General features: G+C 62.4%; 15 protein-coding genes. 8 read left to right on the top strand and 7 right to left on the bottom strand.

Annotated features, from left to right (window positions below):
• The first annotated feature begins 21 nt into the window (after positions 1-21).
• On the top strand, positions 22-318 hold the full coding sequence (gene groES, locus PU133_RS17570) for a co-chaperone GroES (protein ID WP_126011651.1): 297 nt from the start codon (positions 22-24) through the stop codon (positions 316-318).
• A gap of 61 nt (positions 319-379) precedes the next feature.
• Complete coding sequence (gene groL, locus PU133_RS17575; RefSeq protein WP_126011653.1) at positions 380-2,026, top strand: chaperonin GroEL; 1,647 nt, start codon at positions 380-382, stop codon at positions 2,024-2,026.
• Between the two features lie 85 nt (positions 2,027-2,111).
• Here the strand turns inward: groL and PU133_RS17580 are convergent, their stop codons facing one another.
• Positions 2,112-2,537 (bottom strand): helix-turn-helix domain-containing protein, encoded by a 426-nt coding sequence (locus PU133_RS17580; RefSeq protein ID WP_126011655.1) that lies wholly within the window; start codon positions 2,535-2,537, stop codon positions 2,112-2,114.
• Positions 2,538-2,623: 86 nt separating this feature from the next.
• On the opposite strand from PU133_RS17580, the gene PU133_RS17585 reads away from it, so the two are divergent.
• Positions 2,624-3,214, top strand: coding sequence for an NADPH-dependent FMN reductase (locus PU133_RS17585; protein ID WP_404862739.1), 591 nt, complete (start codon positions 2,624-2,626; stop codon positions 3,212-3,214).
• 162 nt (positions 3,215-3,376) lie between these two features.
• Entirely contained in the window at positions 3,377-4,606 is a 1,230-nt protein-coding gene (locus PU133_RS17590) for an NAD(P)/FAD-dependent oxidoreductase (protein ID WP_404862740.1), read from the top strand.
• A 7-nt stretch (positions 4,607-4,613) separates the two neighbouring features.
• On the opposite strand, the gene PU133_RS17595 is transcribed toward PU133_RS17590, so the two are convergent.
• Positions 4,614-5,759, bottom strand: coding sequence for a GGDEF domain-containing protein (locus PU133_RS17595; protein ID WP_404862741.1), 1,146 nt, complete (start codon positions 5,757-5,759; stop codon positions 4,614-4,616).
• A 129-nt stretch (positions 5,760-5,888) separates the two neighbouring features.
• Positions 5,889-6,593, bottom strand: coding sequence for a glutathione binding-like protein (locus PU133_RS17600; RefSeq protein ID WP_404862742.1), 705 nt, complete (start codon positions 6,591-6,593; stop codon positions 5,889-5,891).
• A 241-nt stretch (positions 6,594-6,834) separates the two neighbouring features.
• Between PU133_RS17600 and PU133_RS17605 the strand changes: the two genes are divergently transcribed.
• The 3 genes from PU133_RS17605 (at position 6,835) to PU133_RS17615 (ending at position 9,586) form a co-directional block, all read left to right on the top strand.
• A complete protein-coding gene (locus PU133_RS17605) occupies positions 6,835-7,611 on the top strand; it encodes a sulfite exporter TauE/SafE family protein (RefSeq protein ID WP_404862743.1) in 777 nt (258 codons plus the stop codon).
• Positions 7,612-7,700: 89 nt separating this feature from the next.
• The gene (fumC, locus tag PU133_RS17610) at positions 7,701-9,092 is read left to right on the top strand and encodes a class II fumarate hydratase (protein ID WP_404862744.1); all 1,392 of its coding nucleotides are present in this window, start codon (positions 7,701-7,703) and stop codon (positions 9,090-9,092) included.
• A 107-nt stretch (positions 9,093-9,199) separates the two neighbouring features.
• Entirely contained in the window at positions 9,200-9,586 is a 387-nt protein-coding gene (locus PU133_RS17615) for a DoxX family protein (protein WP_404862745.1), read from the top strand.
• A gap of 183 nt (positions 9,587-9,769) precedes the next feature.
• Here the strand turns inward: PU133_RS17615 and hisG are convergent, their stop codons facing one another.
• The 4 genes from hisG to PU133_RS17635 all read right to left on the bottom strand — a co-directional run bounded on the left by hisG (position 9,770) and on the right by PU133_RS17635 (position 13,713).
• A complete protein-coding gene (gene hisG, locus PU133_RS17620) occupies positions 9,770-10,459 on the bottom strand; it encodes an ATP phosphoribosyltransferase (protein ID WP_404862746.1) in 690 nt (229 codons plus the stop codon).
• The gene (locus tag PU133_RS17625; protein ID WP_404862747.1) at positions 10,456-11,592 is read right to left on the bottom strand and encodes an ATP phosphoribosyltransferase regulatory subunit; all 1,137 of its coding nucleotides are present in this window, start codon (positions 11,590-11,592) and stop codon (positions 10,456-10,458) included. The genes hisG and PU133_RS17625 overlap by 4 nt, the downstream gene beginning before the upstream one ends.
• A 7-nt stretch (positions 11,593-11,599) precedes the next feature.
• Positions 11,600-13,150 (bottom strand): histidine--tRNA ligase, encoded by a 1,551-nt coding sequence (hisS, locus tag PU133_RS17630; protein ID WP_404862748.1) that lies wholly within the window; start codon positions 13,148-13,150, stop codon positions 11,600-11,602.
• A gap of 104 nt (positions 13,151-13,254) precedes the next feature.
• Positions 13,255-13,713, bottom strand: coding sequence for an SRPBCC family protein (locus PU133_RS17635; protein WP_126011677.1), 459 nt, complete (start codon positions 13,711-13,713; stop codon positions 13,255-13,257).
• 63 nt (positions 13,714-13,776) lie between these two features.
• Here PU133_RS17635 and PU133_RS17640 point away from each other — a divergent pair, with 63 nt between their 5' ends.
• Complete coding sequence (locus PU133_RS17640) at positions 13,777-14,100, top strand: ArsR/SmtB family transcription factor (protein WP_404862749.1); 324 nt, start codon at positions 13,777-13,779, stop codon at positions 14,098-14,100.
• Positions 14,101-14,137: the final 37 nt, after the last annotated feature.

Below are 14,137 nucleotides of genomic sequence, written 5' to 3' on the forward strand. Positions count from 1 at the left end.
CATTCGACCGAGGGTAAGACAATGGCAAGCACCAATTTCCGTCCGCTGCACGACCGCGTCGTCGTCAAGCGCGTCGAATCCGAACAGAAGACTGCAGGCGGAATCATCATTCCGGACACCGCCAAGGAAAAGCCGCAGGAAGGCGAAATCGTCGCCGTCGGCTCCGGCGCTCGTGACGAAAGCGGCAAGCTCGTCGAGCTCGACGTCAAGGTTGGCGATCGCGTGCTTTTCGGCAAATGGTCGGGCACGGAAGTCAAGATCGGCGGCGAAGACCTTCTGATCATGAAGGAAGCCGACATCATGGGCATCATCGGCTGAGCCGACGTCCATTCGACCCCATTCAATGCATCCAATCAGGGCATAGCCCGGGAGTTCTACAATGGCTGCTAAGGAAGTAAAATTTGGCCGCAGCGCGCGTGAGCGCATGCTGCGCGGCGTCGACATCCTCGCTGATGCCGTCAAGGTCACGCTGGGTCCCAAGGGCCGCAACGTCGTCATCGAAAAGTCCTTCGGCGCACCGCGCATCACGAAGGACGGCGTGTCGGTCGCCAAGGAAATCGAACTTGAAGACAAGTTCGAGAACATGGGCGCCCAGATGGTCCGCGAAGTTGCTTCGAAGACCAACGACGTCGCCGGCGACGGCACCACGACTGCAACCGTTCTCGCTGCCGCCATCGTCAAGGAAGGCAACAAGGCCGTTGCCGCCGGCATGAACCCGATGGACCTGAAGCGCGGCATCGATCTCGCCGTCAAGGAAGTCGTCGAGAAGCTGGCAGCTGCTGCCAAGCCGATCAACACTTCGGCTGAAGTCGCACAGGTCGGCACCATCTCCGCCAATGGCGACAAGCAGGTCGGCGAAGACATCGCTGAAGCCATGCAGCGCGTCGGCAACGAAGGCGTCATCACCGTCGAAGAAGCCAAGACCGCCGAAACCGAACTCGAAGTCGTCGAAGGCATGCAGTTCGACCGCGGCTACCTGTCGCCTTACTTCGTGACCAACCCGGAAAAGATGGTCGCCGAACTCGACGACGCCTACATCCTTCTCCACGAAAAGAAGCTGTCCAACCTGCAGGCGATGCTTCCGGTTCTCGAAGCCGTCGTCCAGTCGGGCAAGCCGCTTGTCATCATCGCTGAAGACGTCGAAGGCGAAGCTCTTGCAACGCTCGTCGTCAACAAGCTGCGTGGCGGCCTCAAGATCGCTGCCGTCAAGGCGCCTGGCTTCGGCGACCGCCGCAAGGCCATGCTCGAAGACATCGCGATCCTGACCGGTGGCCAGGTGATCTCCGAAGACATCGGCATCAAGCTCGAGAATGTTACCCTCGACATGCTCGGCCGTGCCAAGAAGGTCTCGATCACCAAGGAAAACACGACGATCGTCGACGGTGCCGGCCAGAAGGCTGAAATCGAAGGCCGTGTTGCCCAGATCAAGCAGCAGATCGAAGAAACCTCTTCGGACTACGACCGCGAAAAGCTCCAGGAGCGCCTGGCCAAGCTCGCCGGTGGTGTTGCTGTCATCCGCGTCGGCGGCTCGACGGAAGTCGAAGTCAAGGAGCGCAAGGACCGCATCGACGACGCGCTGAACGCAACGCGTGCAGCTGTCCAGGAAGGCATCGTGCCTGGCGGTGGCGTCGCTCTCCTGCGCGCTTCGTCCACGCTCACGGTCAAGGGTCAGAACTCTGACCAGGACGCTGGCGTCAACATCGTTCGTCGCGCTCTGCAGGCTCCGGCCCGCCAGATCGTCGAGAACGCTGGTGAAGAAGCTTCCATCGTCGTCGGCAAGATCCTCGACAAGAACGACGACAACTATGGCTACAACGCCCAGACCGGCGAATATGGCGACATGATCGCCATGGGTATCGTCGACCCGGTCAAGGTCGTTCGCACCGCACTTCAGGACGCAGCCTCGGTTGCCGGCCTGCTCGTCACGACAGAAGCCATGATCGCCGAAGCTCCGAAGAAGGACTCCCACGGTGGTGGCGGCGGCATGCCGGACATGGGCGGAATGGGCGGCATGGGCATGATGTAAGACACGCTTTAAAGCGTGTCGGCATCACCTGCCGATCAATGGACAAGGGCGGCCTTCGGGTCGCCCTTTTTCGTTTGGCCCCGTGTCAGCCGAAACGGATCCTGGAGGCTTCGACATTCTCGGCGTCGAAGCGCGCTTGCGCCGCCTCGACGCGCTCCCGGTTCGCAACCGCCCATTCGCCGAGCGCACGCAGCGGCACGAGCAGTTCGCGGCCGAGATCGGTGAGTGCGTAATCCACGCGCGGAGGGATCGTCGGCGTGACTGCTCGGGTCACGTAGCCATCGCGTTCGAGGCCACGAAGCGTCGTCGTCAGCATCTTCTGCGAGATCCCGTCGATTGCGCGCCTCAGTTCGGAAAACCGCATCGTCCCATTGCCGAGATAACTGACCACGAGCACGGACCACTTGTCGCCGATGCGGGAGAGGATCGCGTTCACCGGCCGGCAGGCATCCGATACTTCGAAAGGCGCCACGGCTTGCCCGCAGGTTACGTCCGGGTGAGCAGGTTTCATCAAAGTGCCTCCTTGAAGAATGGACCTCAGGTGACAGATATAGAGCTAGTCACCATTGGTTACCAGCGCACTTAAGGATACTGGAAATGAGCAAGCTCAAACTCGCCGTCGTCATCGGCAGCACACGCGAAGGCCGCTTCGCTGAAAAGCCGGCACACTGGATCGCGGACCTGGCGAAATCGGACGGCGCTTTCGAGGTGGAAGTGATCGACCTGAAGGATTATCCGATGGCCTTCTACGGCGATCCGGCAGCGACCAACGCGCAGAGCGAAGCGGCAGCCAAGTTTAAGGCGAAAGTCCAGGAATTCGACGCGTACATCTTCACCGCAGCCGAGTACAATCACGCTCCGACCGCCGTCCTGAAGAACGCGATCGACCACGGCGCATGGGTCCGCAAGCCAGTCGCATTCGTCGGCTATGGCGGTGTCGGCGGCGCGCGTGCAGTGGAGCAGCTTCGCCAGATTGCGGTCGAAATGGAAATGGCGTCGGTCAAGACCGGCACGCATATCCTGTTCCCGGAATATCTCGCCATCGTGAAAGGCGAGAAGCAGATCTCGGATTTTGCGCATCTCGTCGATGCGGCCAAGACCATGCTCGGTCAGCTCGCCTGGTGGGGCAAGGCGCTGAAATCCGCCCGTGACGAAGAGGCGAACGCCTCGCTCGCAAAGGCCTCCTAATCTACCCATAATTTCGTCCATCGCGGCACCGATAACGGTCGCCGCGATGGACCATATCATGGGCGTGCATGCGCTCCCATTTTGCCGCAGGGACCTTCCGGAACCAAAAGCGGCTCGGCCCATTGAGGGCGATACTTCCTCATTCTCCCGGGCACTCTTTCCATGGTCGAAGACACCCTGACGCGCCAACGCGATCTGCGCGAGGCCGAACCTTTGTGGGCGCAGACACCGCGCATCAAATTGCTCTCCCGCAAGGCCGTGCCGATGCGCCATTTCGATGTCGTCATCATTGGCGCAGGCATCAGCGGCGCGCTGATGGCCGACGCACTCTCAGATGGAAAGCGCTCGGTTCTAGTGGTCGATCGCAGGCGTGCCGTCCACGGCAGCACGATGGCGTCCACCGCGATGATCCAACACGAGATCGACGTTCCGCTGCACAAGTTGTCCGGCATGATCGGTGCGGCGAAAGCGAACCGTGTATGGCGTCGCTCGGCGTCATCAGTGGCTGCGCTGGCCGAACGGGTCGAGGAACGCGGCATATCCTGCAGCATGAAGCGTAAGAAGACGCTTTATCTGTCAGGTGACGAATTCGATGCCGATGCGCTCGCCAAGGAGTACGACGCGCGCAAGAAAGCAGGCCTCGACGCGCAACTGCTCGACCGCGACGAGGTCGCGGCACAATTCGGTCTGGATCGCGAGGCCGGCATCGTCAGCGATGCATCCGCATCGGGCAATCCCGCACAAATGGCTGCGGGCTTTTTGCGTGAATCCTTCAAGCGGGGTGCCGAGCTCGTCGAAGGCATCGAGATCACCGACCTGCGCGAAACGAGCGATGGCGTGGTGCTCGCCACCAGCGAGGGTAGCCTGATAGAAGCCGGACACGCCATCTTCTGCACAGGCTACGAATTCCTCGAGGCGCTCGCCAGCCAGAACCACGATGTCGTATCGACCTGGGCGCTCGCTTCCGCTCCCGGGCTGACGCTGCCGGACTGGCTGTCGGACCACCTCGTCTGGGAGGGCTCCGACCCCTACCTCTATTTTCGCTCCACCCGCGACCAGCGACTGATCGTGGGTGGGGAGGACGAAGACGACGGCGAAGCCTTCGCCGATCCCAAGAAACTCAAGACCAAGACCACCACGATCACCAAGAAGATCGAAGCCTTGCTCGGCATGAAGATCGGCGCACATGATGCCGCCTGGGCGGCGGCATTCGGCACGACGAAGGACGGCTTGCCACTCATCGGGCGCGTGCCGGAGATGAAGCACACATTCGCGGTCATGGGGTTCGGCGGCAACGGGATCACATTTTCCAAGATCGCCGCCGAAATCGTTTCCGCCGAGATCGCCGGTCAACCGGATCCCGACGCCAAGCTCTTCGCATTCAGCCGTTGATCGGGCGTCAGGCGGCGAGCGTCTCGGCCCGATTGCGACCGTTGCTCTTGGCCTTGTAAAGCAGTCGGTCCGCTTGAGCGACGACCGTGTCGAAGTCGGCGGCACCGTCGCAATGGAGCATGCCGGCCGAGACGGTGACCCGGATCGCGCGTCCGCCGTAGCCCATCGTGCATTGGGCGATCGCTTCGATCAGGCGTGAGAGGCGCCGCTCGGCGTCACTTGTGTTCGCCCCCTCGAAGAAAAGCGCGAACTCCTCGCCCCCGACACGGGCAACGAGATCGCTTTCGCGCGCGTGGTCCCGGAAGATACGAGCGCAGGTGCGCAGTACCGCATCACCGGCCGCATGTCCGTGCTGGTCGTTGATCGCCTTGAAGTGATCGATATCCAGAAGCGCAAGCGCAAAGGGCTTCGCGACCCCGGCAGCGCAACGGGCACGCAACTTCTGCTCGAAAGCGCCGCGGTTGAGAAGCCCGGTCAGGAAATCGTGGGAAGCCGCTTTCTTCAGTTCGGCGGCATTGCGTTCATAGGCCAGCGACAGAGCAAAGGTGCCGGATGCGGTGATGTAGACTGTAGAGACGATCAGGTGCGCGAGGAGCGTCAGATCTCGAGGCACAGTGTTGAGCATCGAACTGCCCTCGACGAGGCCTTGCACAACGCGCAAGCCGAAGGACAGGCTGATCAGGCAATAGGCGAATGCGAGACCATATCGAGACCACAGTCGGTCCTGATGATCGCGAAAGAATTCCCAGGCGGTGAGAACGGCAAGCGTCGTCAGCGCGATGTTCACCAGCGTGTAGACGATGCCGTAAGCATTGACGAAGGGCGGGAGAAGGCAAAGCAGGAGGAAACCTGCAGCCGGCCCGATCACGACGAGATTGGAAACGGCGCGGCCGGAGAATTCCCGCGCCGCCCGCCAGCGCAGACCGAACCCGAGAATGAGCATGAGGTTGGGAAGCAGAACCCCGATGCTTCGCGGCAGCAGATCCTGAACGATGAACGACCCAAGACCGACGCCGAGAATAAGGCTCGACAGCCACCAGGACGTCCAATAACGCTCCTGTTGCCTGAAGCCCGCTACGAAATAGACGGCGGCGAGCACCAACAGCATCGTCGCGTTGACACCGAAGATGACCTTGGCGATCAACTCAATCATAGGCTTTCGGCCCCCCAGAAGCCATGGGAGGGCAGCCCCACCTGCCCTCTCTCAGCTATCTGGCCTGCGCTTACCTACGATTGTGTTACCATGATTGTGTAAACCGGGCCGCAGACGCAAAACTCGGCGTCAGTCGGCAGCAGGGATCTTGAAGCCCGTTTGGCTGGCGGGGCGACTCATGCAGCGATCGAGCCACGCCATAACGGCCGGAAATTCCTCGAGTTTCAGATGATCCTTTGCCTCGTAGAAGAGGTCGAGGGTGCGGACCCAGGGAAAGAGTGCGATGTCAGCGATGGTGTAATCGTCGTCCATCATGAAGGTGCGGGACTGGAGCCGGGTTTCGAGCACCGACAACAGGCGTCGCGCTTCGTTGCCGTAGCGCTCGACGGGATAAGGATCCTTCACCTTGTCGGCGGCGAATTTGTAGAAATGCCCGAACTGGCCGAACATCGGCCCAACGCCGCCCATCTGGAAATAGACCCATTGCAGCGTCTCGATGCGCCTTGCCGGATCCTGCGGCAGGAGCTTCCCGGTCTTTTCGGCGAGATACTGAAGGATTGCGCCCGATTCAAAGAGCCCGATCGGCTCGCCGCCAGGGCCGTTCGGATCGATGATCGCGGGGATCTTGCCGTTTGGGTTGAGCGACAGGAATGCGTCCGTCTTCTGATCATCCTTTCCGATGCGAACCAGATGCGCCTCGTAAGGAAGCCCCAGTTCCTCCAATGCGATCGATACTTTGACGCCGTTGGGCGTGGCGAAGGAATAGAGTTGGATCGCATCGGGTTGCGTGGCCGGCCACCGCTCGGTGATCGGAAAATCTGAAAGCTGCCGCATCAGGTGAAGCTCCTTGCTTTTTTCATGGTCGATCTGTCAGGCCATAGGTGGTCTCTCCTTGAGCCATTGCCAGACCCGGCAACGACAACGCACCGTCCACGGCAAAGCGCCAGCCGCGATTGCGCAGGGAACGTCCATGGCGCAAAGCTGTTCGCCGCGATGCCGCGATGACGCAATTGTGGTGCTTTCGGGAAGCGGTCGGCAGCCCTAATGTCCGGCGACCTCAGGCTGGAGATACCAGGTGCTCGACTTTTTCACTTTCGCTCTCGTCGGCTTCCTCGCGCAGGCAGTCGATGGCGCGCTTGGTATGGCTTATGGTGTCATCTCCTCCACCGTGCTGCTCGGCGTTGGTCTACCGCCTGCCCAGGTGTCCGCATCGGTCCACGCTGCAGAACTCTTCACCACCGCTGCGTCTGGCAGCGCACACCTCTATCACCGCAACATCGACTGGAAACTTTTTGCCCGGCTCGCTCCGTTCGGCATCATCGGCGGCGTGACCGGAGCCTATGTGCTGACCTCGATCGACGGATCGGCGATCAAGCCCTTCATCACCACCTATCTGGCCGCGCTGGGCGTCTGGATCTTCGTTCGCTCCTTCCGCAAGCTTCCGAGCAAGCCGGTCAGCGGCAAGCTGGTGGCGCCGCTCGGCCTCACGGGCGGCTTTCTCGATGCCTCGGGCGGTGGCGGCTGGGGGCCGATCGTGACGACCGGCCTTCTGGGAGCCGGCGGCGCGCCGCGCTATGTGATCGGCACCGTGAATGCGAGCGAGTTCCTGATCACCCTTTCGGTGTCGCTGGCCTTCCTCATCGCGCTCATCACCGGCCATTGGGAGGATGCGGGCGATCTTTCCAACCATATTGCCTCCATCGCCGGACTGATCGTCGGTGGCCTGATGGCAGCGCCGCTCGCCGGCTGGATGGTCCGCCACATCCCGGAGAAGGTCCTTCTGCGCGCGGTCGGTGTCGTCATCTGCACACTCGCCATAACCCAGACGATCCAGCAGCTGTTCGGCAGTTGAAGCGGCGTGGCGGAGCCTCTCCGGTTGTCATGCCGGTCGCCTGCCCCCATCTCCAGACAAGCCCACGCCATGAGCAATAAGGAGACGGCATGACCGCCACCCGCACGGAAACCGACACGTTTGGCGCCATCGACGTTGCCAATGACCGTTACTGGGGCGCGCAGACCGAACGCTCGCTCATGAACTTCAAGATCGGCGGGGAGCGGATGCCTGCGCCTCTCGTACACGCGCTCGGCACCGTCAAGCAGGCCGCGGCGGAGACGAACATGGCGCTTGGCCGGCTTGATCCGGCGATTGGCAAGACGATCGTGCGCGCCGCCGCCGAAGTCGCCGCCGGCAAGTTCGACGACGAATTTCCCCTGGTGGTCTGGCAGACCGGTTCCGGCACGCAGTCCAACATGAACGCCAATGAGGTGATCTCGAACCGGGCGATCGAACTGCTTGGCGGGACGCTTGGCTCGAAGACGCCGGTTCACCCGAACGACCACGTCAATATGAGCCAGTCGTCGAACGACACGTTTCCGACAGCCATGCACATCGCCGCCGCTGTGGAAACGCGCAAGGCGCTCATCCCAGCTCTCGACCATCTGGCCGGGGCGATCGGTGCAAAGGCCGCCGAGTTCGACGATATCGTGAAGATCGGCCGCACCCACACGCAGGATGCGACGCCCCTGACGCTGGGCCAGGAATTTTCCGGCTACCATGCGGCACTCGTGCGTGCGCGCCACCAGATCGAGACATCGCTCGGCGACGTGATGCTTCTGGCGCAAGGCGGCACCGCCGTCGGCACCGGTCTCAACGCACCGGAAGGGTTCGACACCCGTTTTGCCGCCGAGGTCGAAAAACTGACCGGCCTTCCGTTCCGGACCGCGCCGAACAAGTTCGAGGCGCTCGCATCCCACGGCGCGCTTGCCCATTTCCACGGCGCTCTGGCCGCGCTTGCCGGCGATCTCTTCAAGATCGCGAACGATATCCGTTTTTTGGGATCCGGCCCTCGGTCCGGTCTTGGCGAGCTCTCTCTGCCGGAGAACGAGCCGGGCTCGTCGATCATGCCGGGCAAGGTCAACCCAACCCAGGCCGAAGCGCTGACCATGGTGGCGGTGGAGATCCACGGCAACAATGCGGCTGTTGGTTTTGCCGCAAGCCAGGGCCATTTCGAACTCAACGTGTTCAAGCCCGTCATCGCCTTCAACGTTCTGCGCTCGATCCGGCTTTTGACGGATGCGATGCGTTCCTTCGCCGACAATTGCGTTGCCGGCATCACCGCCAACCGCGATCATATCGCCGATCTCGTCGGGCGTTCGCTCATGCTGGTCACGGCGCTTGCTCCAACCGTCGGGTATGACGCTGCTGCCGCGATCGCCAAAGCTGCGCACAAGAACGGAACGACGCTGAAAGAAGAAGCCATCAAGAGCGGCAAGGTCACGGCGGAAGATTATGACCGCCTGGTTCAGCCCGCCGACATGGTGCGCCCCGGCTAGTCCGGACCATTGTTCACTTCAGGAATACGATCTGTCGCTGTTCGTTCATCTATGTTAGGATCTGAACTTCTGTCATTGGAGGCTGAACCGCATCTCAAGGACCTCCCATGCCCAACAGCACTCTCGTACTCGTCGCGCGCGTTTTCCTCGCGCTTCTTTTCATCGCCGGCGGCTATGGCAAGCTTGCTGGTGGCCCGGCCGGATTTGCCGGATATCTCGGTTCGCTCGGTTTCCCGGCACCGCTCTTCTTCGCCTGGGCAACGATCGCCGTTGAACTGATCGGCGGCATCTTCGTTCTCGTCGGTTTTCAGACGCGCCTTGCTGCCTACGCTTTGGCGGCATTCTGCGTCGCCTCGGCCGTCGTCGCACATTTCGACTTCGCCGATCAGAACCAGATGACCCAGTTCCTCAAAAACCTCGGTCTTGCTGGCGGCTTCCTGCTGCTCGCTGCAACCGGCCCCGGCACCCTTTCGGTCGACGGCCGTCGCCGCTGATTTTTTCGGGGCGGGTCAGTGATCCGCCCCGATCCGGCCGCGTATTGATTATCAGAACGGCAGCCATCCTCCCCCGATCTCCAGCCGTTCCCTCCTGCCAGGCGTTCCCCGACAACCCGGCACCCAAAAGGCCGCCTCCCCCTCCCGGGAGTGCGGCCTTTTCTATTTCCGACAAGATTGATGTCAGGCGCCGAACCGCGCGGCGAGCGCCTCGGCGGCTTCTCTGCGGGTTGGGTCGGTGGTCAGGGCGCGCACGAGGCAGGCTTCTGAACGCAGGATGACACCGTCTTCCAGCACCTTCAGATGGTTGGCCTTCAGCGTCGAGCCGGTCGAGGTGATGTCGACGATGATGTCGGCAGATCCCGCAGCCGGTGCCCCTTCCGTTGCGCCCAGGCTTTCGACGATCCGATAGAGCTGGATGCCGTGCTTGGCGGAGAAGAAATCGCGCGTGAGGCGCCAGTATTTCGTGGCGATCGCCAGCCTTCGGTTGTGGCGCTGGCGGAAATCGGCAGCGACGTCGCCGAGATCGGCCATGGTCTCCACATCGAGCCAGATATCGGGCACGGCGACGATGACATCCGCATGGCCGAAGCCGAGACGTAGCCCGATCGCGACGCGCCGCGCAACATCCGGAATCGTCTCGCGCACCAGATCCTCGCCGGTGATGCCGAGATCGACACCGCCATTGCCCAGTTCGCGCGCAATTTCCGATGCGGAGAGAAAGGCGACGTCGATGCTGTCGTCACCGACGACCCGGCCGCGATAGGAGCGCTCATTGCCCACCATCTCGATCGCAAGCCCGGCCTTGGCGCAGGCCGCCAGCGCATCGTCCTTCATCCGGCCCTTGGAGGGCAACGCAAGCGTGATCGTCATGCCGCACCCCCGGCTTTGCCATCGGCCTGGCGCACCGCGGTGATCCGATCGAGCCAAAGCGAGAAGCCGACGGCCGGAATGGGCTTCGCCGCGCCAAGAAGCGTCAGCATGCGGTCATAGCGCCCGCCGCCGGCAAGCACCTGGCCCGCAGCGCCGATTTCGAAGACGAGGCCCGTATAGTAATCGAGCGGCCGGCCAAAGGCGGCGCGATAGCGCATGGCCGAAACGTCGCCACTTCGGTTGCGGATCGCCGCCACGCGGTGGTCGAAGCGCGAGAGTGCGGCGCGCAGATCCAGCCCCGCGGCATCGGCGAAACTGGCAAGGGCTGCAGGCGCTTGCGCCAGTTCAACGTCGAGCGCCAAGAATTCCGTTAGAACGGAGAAGGCATGAGCTTCGAGCCGCGCTTCCGACAGCTCATGCTTTTCCAGAAGCCGGTCGGCGATTTCTTCCGGCGTGCGGCTGGCATTGGAGGAATAGCCGGTCGCGTCCATGAGGTCGGCGATATGGGCGACGAGCCCTGCCCGGTCGTTGGCTTCCACGAGACGGCTTGCCTCGCTCGATCCATTGCCCGCCTCTCCACGCGACAGGGACGACAGCATCGCGTCGAGAGCGGCACGATCGCCGAATGCGCGGACGAGACGCCGCTTCCAGCCCTCAGGCAGACCGAGCGCGGCGAGCACGGCCTCGAACACCGTCTGATCGCCGATCGTCACTGCAAGACCCGCATCGTTCGCGAGAAGTGCCCGCAGCACCTCCAGCGCATCCGACACGGCGCGCGCATCGGCGGCGGCCACGTCGTGATCGCCGAGATCCTCGATGCCCGCCTGGTAGAATTCGTTCGGACCTTCGCGGCGCTGCCGGAAGACCTCGCCGAGATAGGCATAGCGCTTCGGCGTGCCGGCATTGCCTTCGATATGGCCCATGCAGACGGGGATCGTGAATTCAGGCCGCAGGCACAGCGCTTCGCCCGTCTCGCTTTCCGTCGTGAAGATGCGCCGCCGCAGATCCTCCCCCGCCATGTCGAGAAAGGGCGCTGCCGGCTGGATCACCGGGATCGTCACCAGCTCGGTACGCCGCCCGGCAAGATCCTTGAGCAGCGCATCGGTAAAATCGGGCAGGTTCAGGAGCGGCATGAAACCCTCATGCGCCGCCCCTCGCGTCATGGGTCTGGTCTGAGGCCCGATCCTCGGCCTGCGTAGCGAGCATTTCGCGCACCTTGGCCACCAGTTCGCTTTCCGGCACAGTGACCTGCGCGACGCGGGCTTCGCGCCACGCGGCATTGTCCTCGATGCCTTCCGAGGCACGCTTGCCTTCGATCAGGTCCTTGATCTGGACGACGCCCTGCGCGCGCTCGTCGCCACCCTGGATGATCGCGATCGGACAATCCCGCCGGTCGGCATATTTCAGCTGGTTGCCGAAATTCTTCGGGTTGCCCTGAAACATCTCGGCCCGGATGCCTGCATTGCGCAGTTCCTGCGTAAAGCGCTGGTAGCGGCCGAGCGCCTCGATGTCGCGGTCCATGACGGTGACGAGCACGGGCGCGGCGACTTGGTCCTGGCCGAGCTTGCCGAGGTTTTTCAGCGCCGTCATCAGGCGCGAAACGCCGATGGAGAAGCCCGTGGCCGGAACCGGCTGGCCCATGAAGCGCGACACGAGCCCATCATAGCGACCACCGCCGCCAACCGAGCCGAAACGCACAATCTCACCCTTCTCGTTGGGGATTTCGGCCAGCAGTTCCGCTTCGAAGACGGGGCCGGTGTAATATTCCAGACCGCGGACGCAGGAGGGATCGATGCGGATACGGTCCCCGCCGTACTGAGCACTGTAGAACAATGTGCTCATGTCCTTTAACTCTGCCAAACCTTCTAGACCACGAGAACTTGAGCCTATTGTGGTCGCTTCGAGATCTGCGAAAAACGTCTCTGTTCCACCGTGCTGAGCCGCAACGATGAAGTCGACCAAACGCTGCTGCTGCTCCTCATCGAGCCCCGCACCGTTGGTGAAGTCCCCGCTCTCGTCCTTGCGGCCTGCGCCCAGCAATTGCCGCACACCCTCGACGCCGAACTTGTCCAACTTGTCGATCGCGCGCAGCACCGTCAGCCGGCTTTCGGCATTCTCGTCGCCGCCGAGACCGATGGCCTCCAGAACGCCATCCAGCACCTTGCGGTTGTTCACGCGGATCACGTAGTCGCCGCGCTTGATCCCCAGCGCTTCCATCACGTCGGCCATCATCATGCACATTTCGGCGTCGGCCTGGACGCCCGGAGCGCCCACCGTGTCGGCGTCGAACTGCATGAACTGGCGGAAACGGCCGGGGCCGGGCTTTTCGTTGCGGAACACCCAGCCGGCGCGGTAGGTGCGGTAGGGCAACTGGATGTCGTTGAAGTTTTCGGCCACGTGGCGGGCGAGCGGCGCGGTCAGGTCGTAGCGCAGGCTCATCCACTGCTCGTCGTCGTCCTGGAGCGAGAACACGCCCTCGTTCGGCCGGTCGCTGTCGGGCAGGAACTTGCCGAGCGCGTCGGTGTATTCGAACATCGGCGTCTCGACCGGATCGAAGCCGTAGCGCTCGTAGACGGCCTTGATCTTCGCCACCATCTCGTCGGTCGCGCGGATGTCGGCGGGAGAACGGTCGCCGAACCCGCGCGGCAAGCGGGCCTTCAGCTTCTGCGGCTTTTTCTTCTTATCGGACATGGGGAACCTGGCGACGAATGCGTCACGTTTGACTTCAGCTTTTCAGTCGCGGTTCCTAAAGGATCGGAATGGTTGCCGCAAGTTCGGCCGCCCGCATGGCAGCGCTACTTGAACATCCCGTCGCGCAGATTGATGCCGTGTTCGACATAGGCCTTCAGCGAGCACAGCATCTGCATCCAGCCGCCGCAATTGCTGTAGGAGTTCTTCACGCCTTCCGCCGTCTCGAGCCAGCCTTCCTCGGAAATGGTCACGAGCGTGCGGTCGCCATCGAGCGGTGCAAATGTCATCGTCACGGTCGTGTCATAGGGTCGGCCAGCCTCGTCCCTGTCGGCTGCCTCCCACCGCAGCACGATGCGTCGCGGCGCGTCCATTTCCTCCACCTTCACGGGGAACGCGCCGGGAAAATCCGCGAAATCCCAGGTTACCGTGGCGCCGGCCTCGAGGCGCCCCTTGGCGCCGCCTGTCGTGAAATAGCCCGACAGCTTGTCGGGGTTGGCGACGGCTTCGAACACGTCGTGGATCGGGCGCGCTATGCGGCCGGACACCTTGAATCTGAGATCCATCCTATCCTCCATCGGTCTTGGGATCCGCTTGTCGATCAATCCATTGTGTTATAAAAATATAACATGTCAAGCGAATCGAAATCCGACCTCGTTTTCAAGGCTCTGGCCGCCCCGGTTCGCCGTCAGATCTGCGACATGTTGAAGGACGACCCGAAGACCACGGGAGCGCTTTCCGAGCTTCTGCCGAAGCTCGACCGCTGCACGGTCATGCAGCACCTAAAAGTGCTCGAGGCGGCCGAGCTCATCGTCGTTGAACGCCGAGGCCGGGAACGGTGGAATCACCTCAATCCGCTGCCGATCAAGCACATTCACGACCGCTGGATCGGTCCGCATGCAGCAAGCGCGGTCGAGCGGCTGGCACGGCTGAAATCGACGCTGGAAGCATGAGCGCGGGCGGCCGCGTTTAAGCAGCTTCTCAACTATC

This window comes from Georhizobium sp. MAB10, from assembly GCF_045012825.1.
GTDB lineage: Bacteria > Pseudomonadota > Alphaproteobacteria > Rhizobiales > Rhizobiaceae > Georhizobium > Georhizobium profundi.

Excerpts from the sequence above, each read along its gene's own strand:
- groES (WP_126011651.1), top strand. The coding sequence starts at position 22 with ATGGCAAGCACCAATTTCCGTCCGCTGCACGACCGCGTCGTCGTCAAG.
- hisG (WP_404862746.1), bottom strand. The coding sequence starts at position 10,459 with ATGACGATCACGCTTGCGTTGCCCTCCAAGGGCCGGATGAAGGACGAT.
- PU133_RS17590 (WP_404862740.1), top strand. The coding sequence starts at position 3,377 with ATGGTCGAAGACACCCTGACGCGCCAACGCGATCTGCGCGAGGCCGAA.
- hisS (WP_404862748.1), bottom strand. The coding sequence starts at position 13,150 with ATGTCCGATAAGAAGAAAAAGCCGCAGAAGCTGAAGGCCCGCTTGCCG.
- PU133_RS17595 (WP_404862741.1), bottom strand. The coding sequence starts at position 5,759 with ATGATTGAGTTGATCGCCAAGGTCATCTTCGGTGTCAACGCGACGATG.
- PU133_RS17625 (WP_404862747.1), bottom strand. The coding sequence starts at position 11,592 with ATGCCGCTCCTGAACCTGCCCGATTTTACCGATGCGCTGCTCAAGGAT.
- PU133_RS17580 (WP_126011655.1), bottom strand. The coding sequence starts at position 2,537 with ATGAAACCTGCTCACCCGGACGTAACCTGCGGGCAAGCCGTGGCGCCT.
- PU133_RS17600 (WP_404862742.1), bottom strand. The coding sequence starts at position 6,593 with ATGCGGCAGCTTTCAGATTTTCCGATCACCGAGCGGTGGCCGGCCACG.
- PU133_RS17640 (WP_404862749.1), top strand. The coding sequence starts at position 13,777 with ATGTCAAGCGAATCGAAATCCGACCTCGTTTTCAAGGCTCTGGCCGCC.
- groL (WP_126011653.1), top strand. The coding sequence starts at position 380 with ATGGCTGCTAAGGAAGTAAAATTTGGCCGCAGCGCGCGTGAGCGCATG.
- fumC (WP_404862744.1), top strand. The coding sequence starts at position 7,701 with ATGACCGCCACCCGCACGGAAACCGACACGTTTGGCGCCATCGACGTT.
- PU133_RS17585 (WP_404862739.1), top strand. The coding sequence starts at position 2,624 with ATGAGCAAGCTCAAACTCGCCGTCGTCATCGGCAGCACACGCGAAGGC.
- PU133_RS17615 (WP_404862745.1), top strand. The coding sequence starts at position 9,200 with ATGCCCAACAGCACTCTCGTACTCGTCGCGCGCGTTTTCCTCGCGCTT.
- PU133_RS17635 (WP_126011677.1), bottom strand. The coding sequence starts at position 13,713 with ATGGATCTCAGATTCAAGGTGTCCGGCCGCATAGCGCGCCCGATCCAC.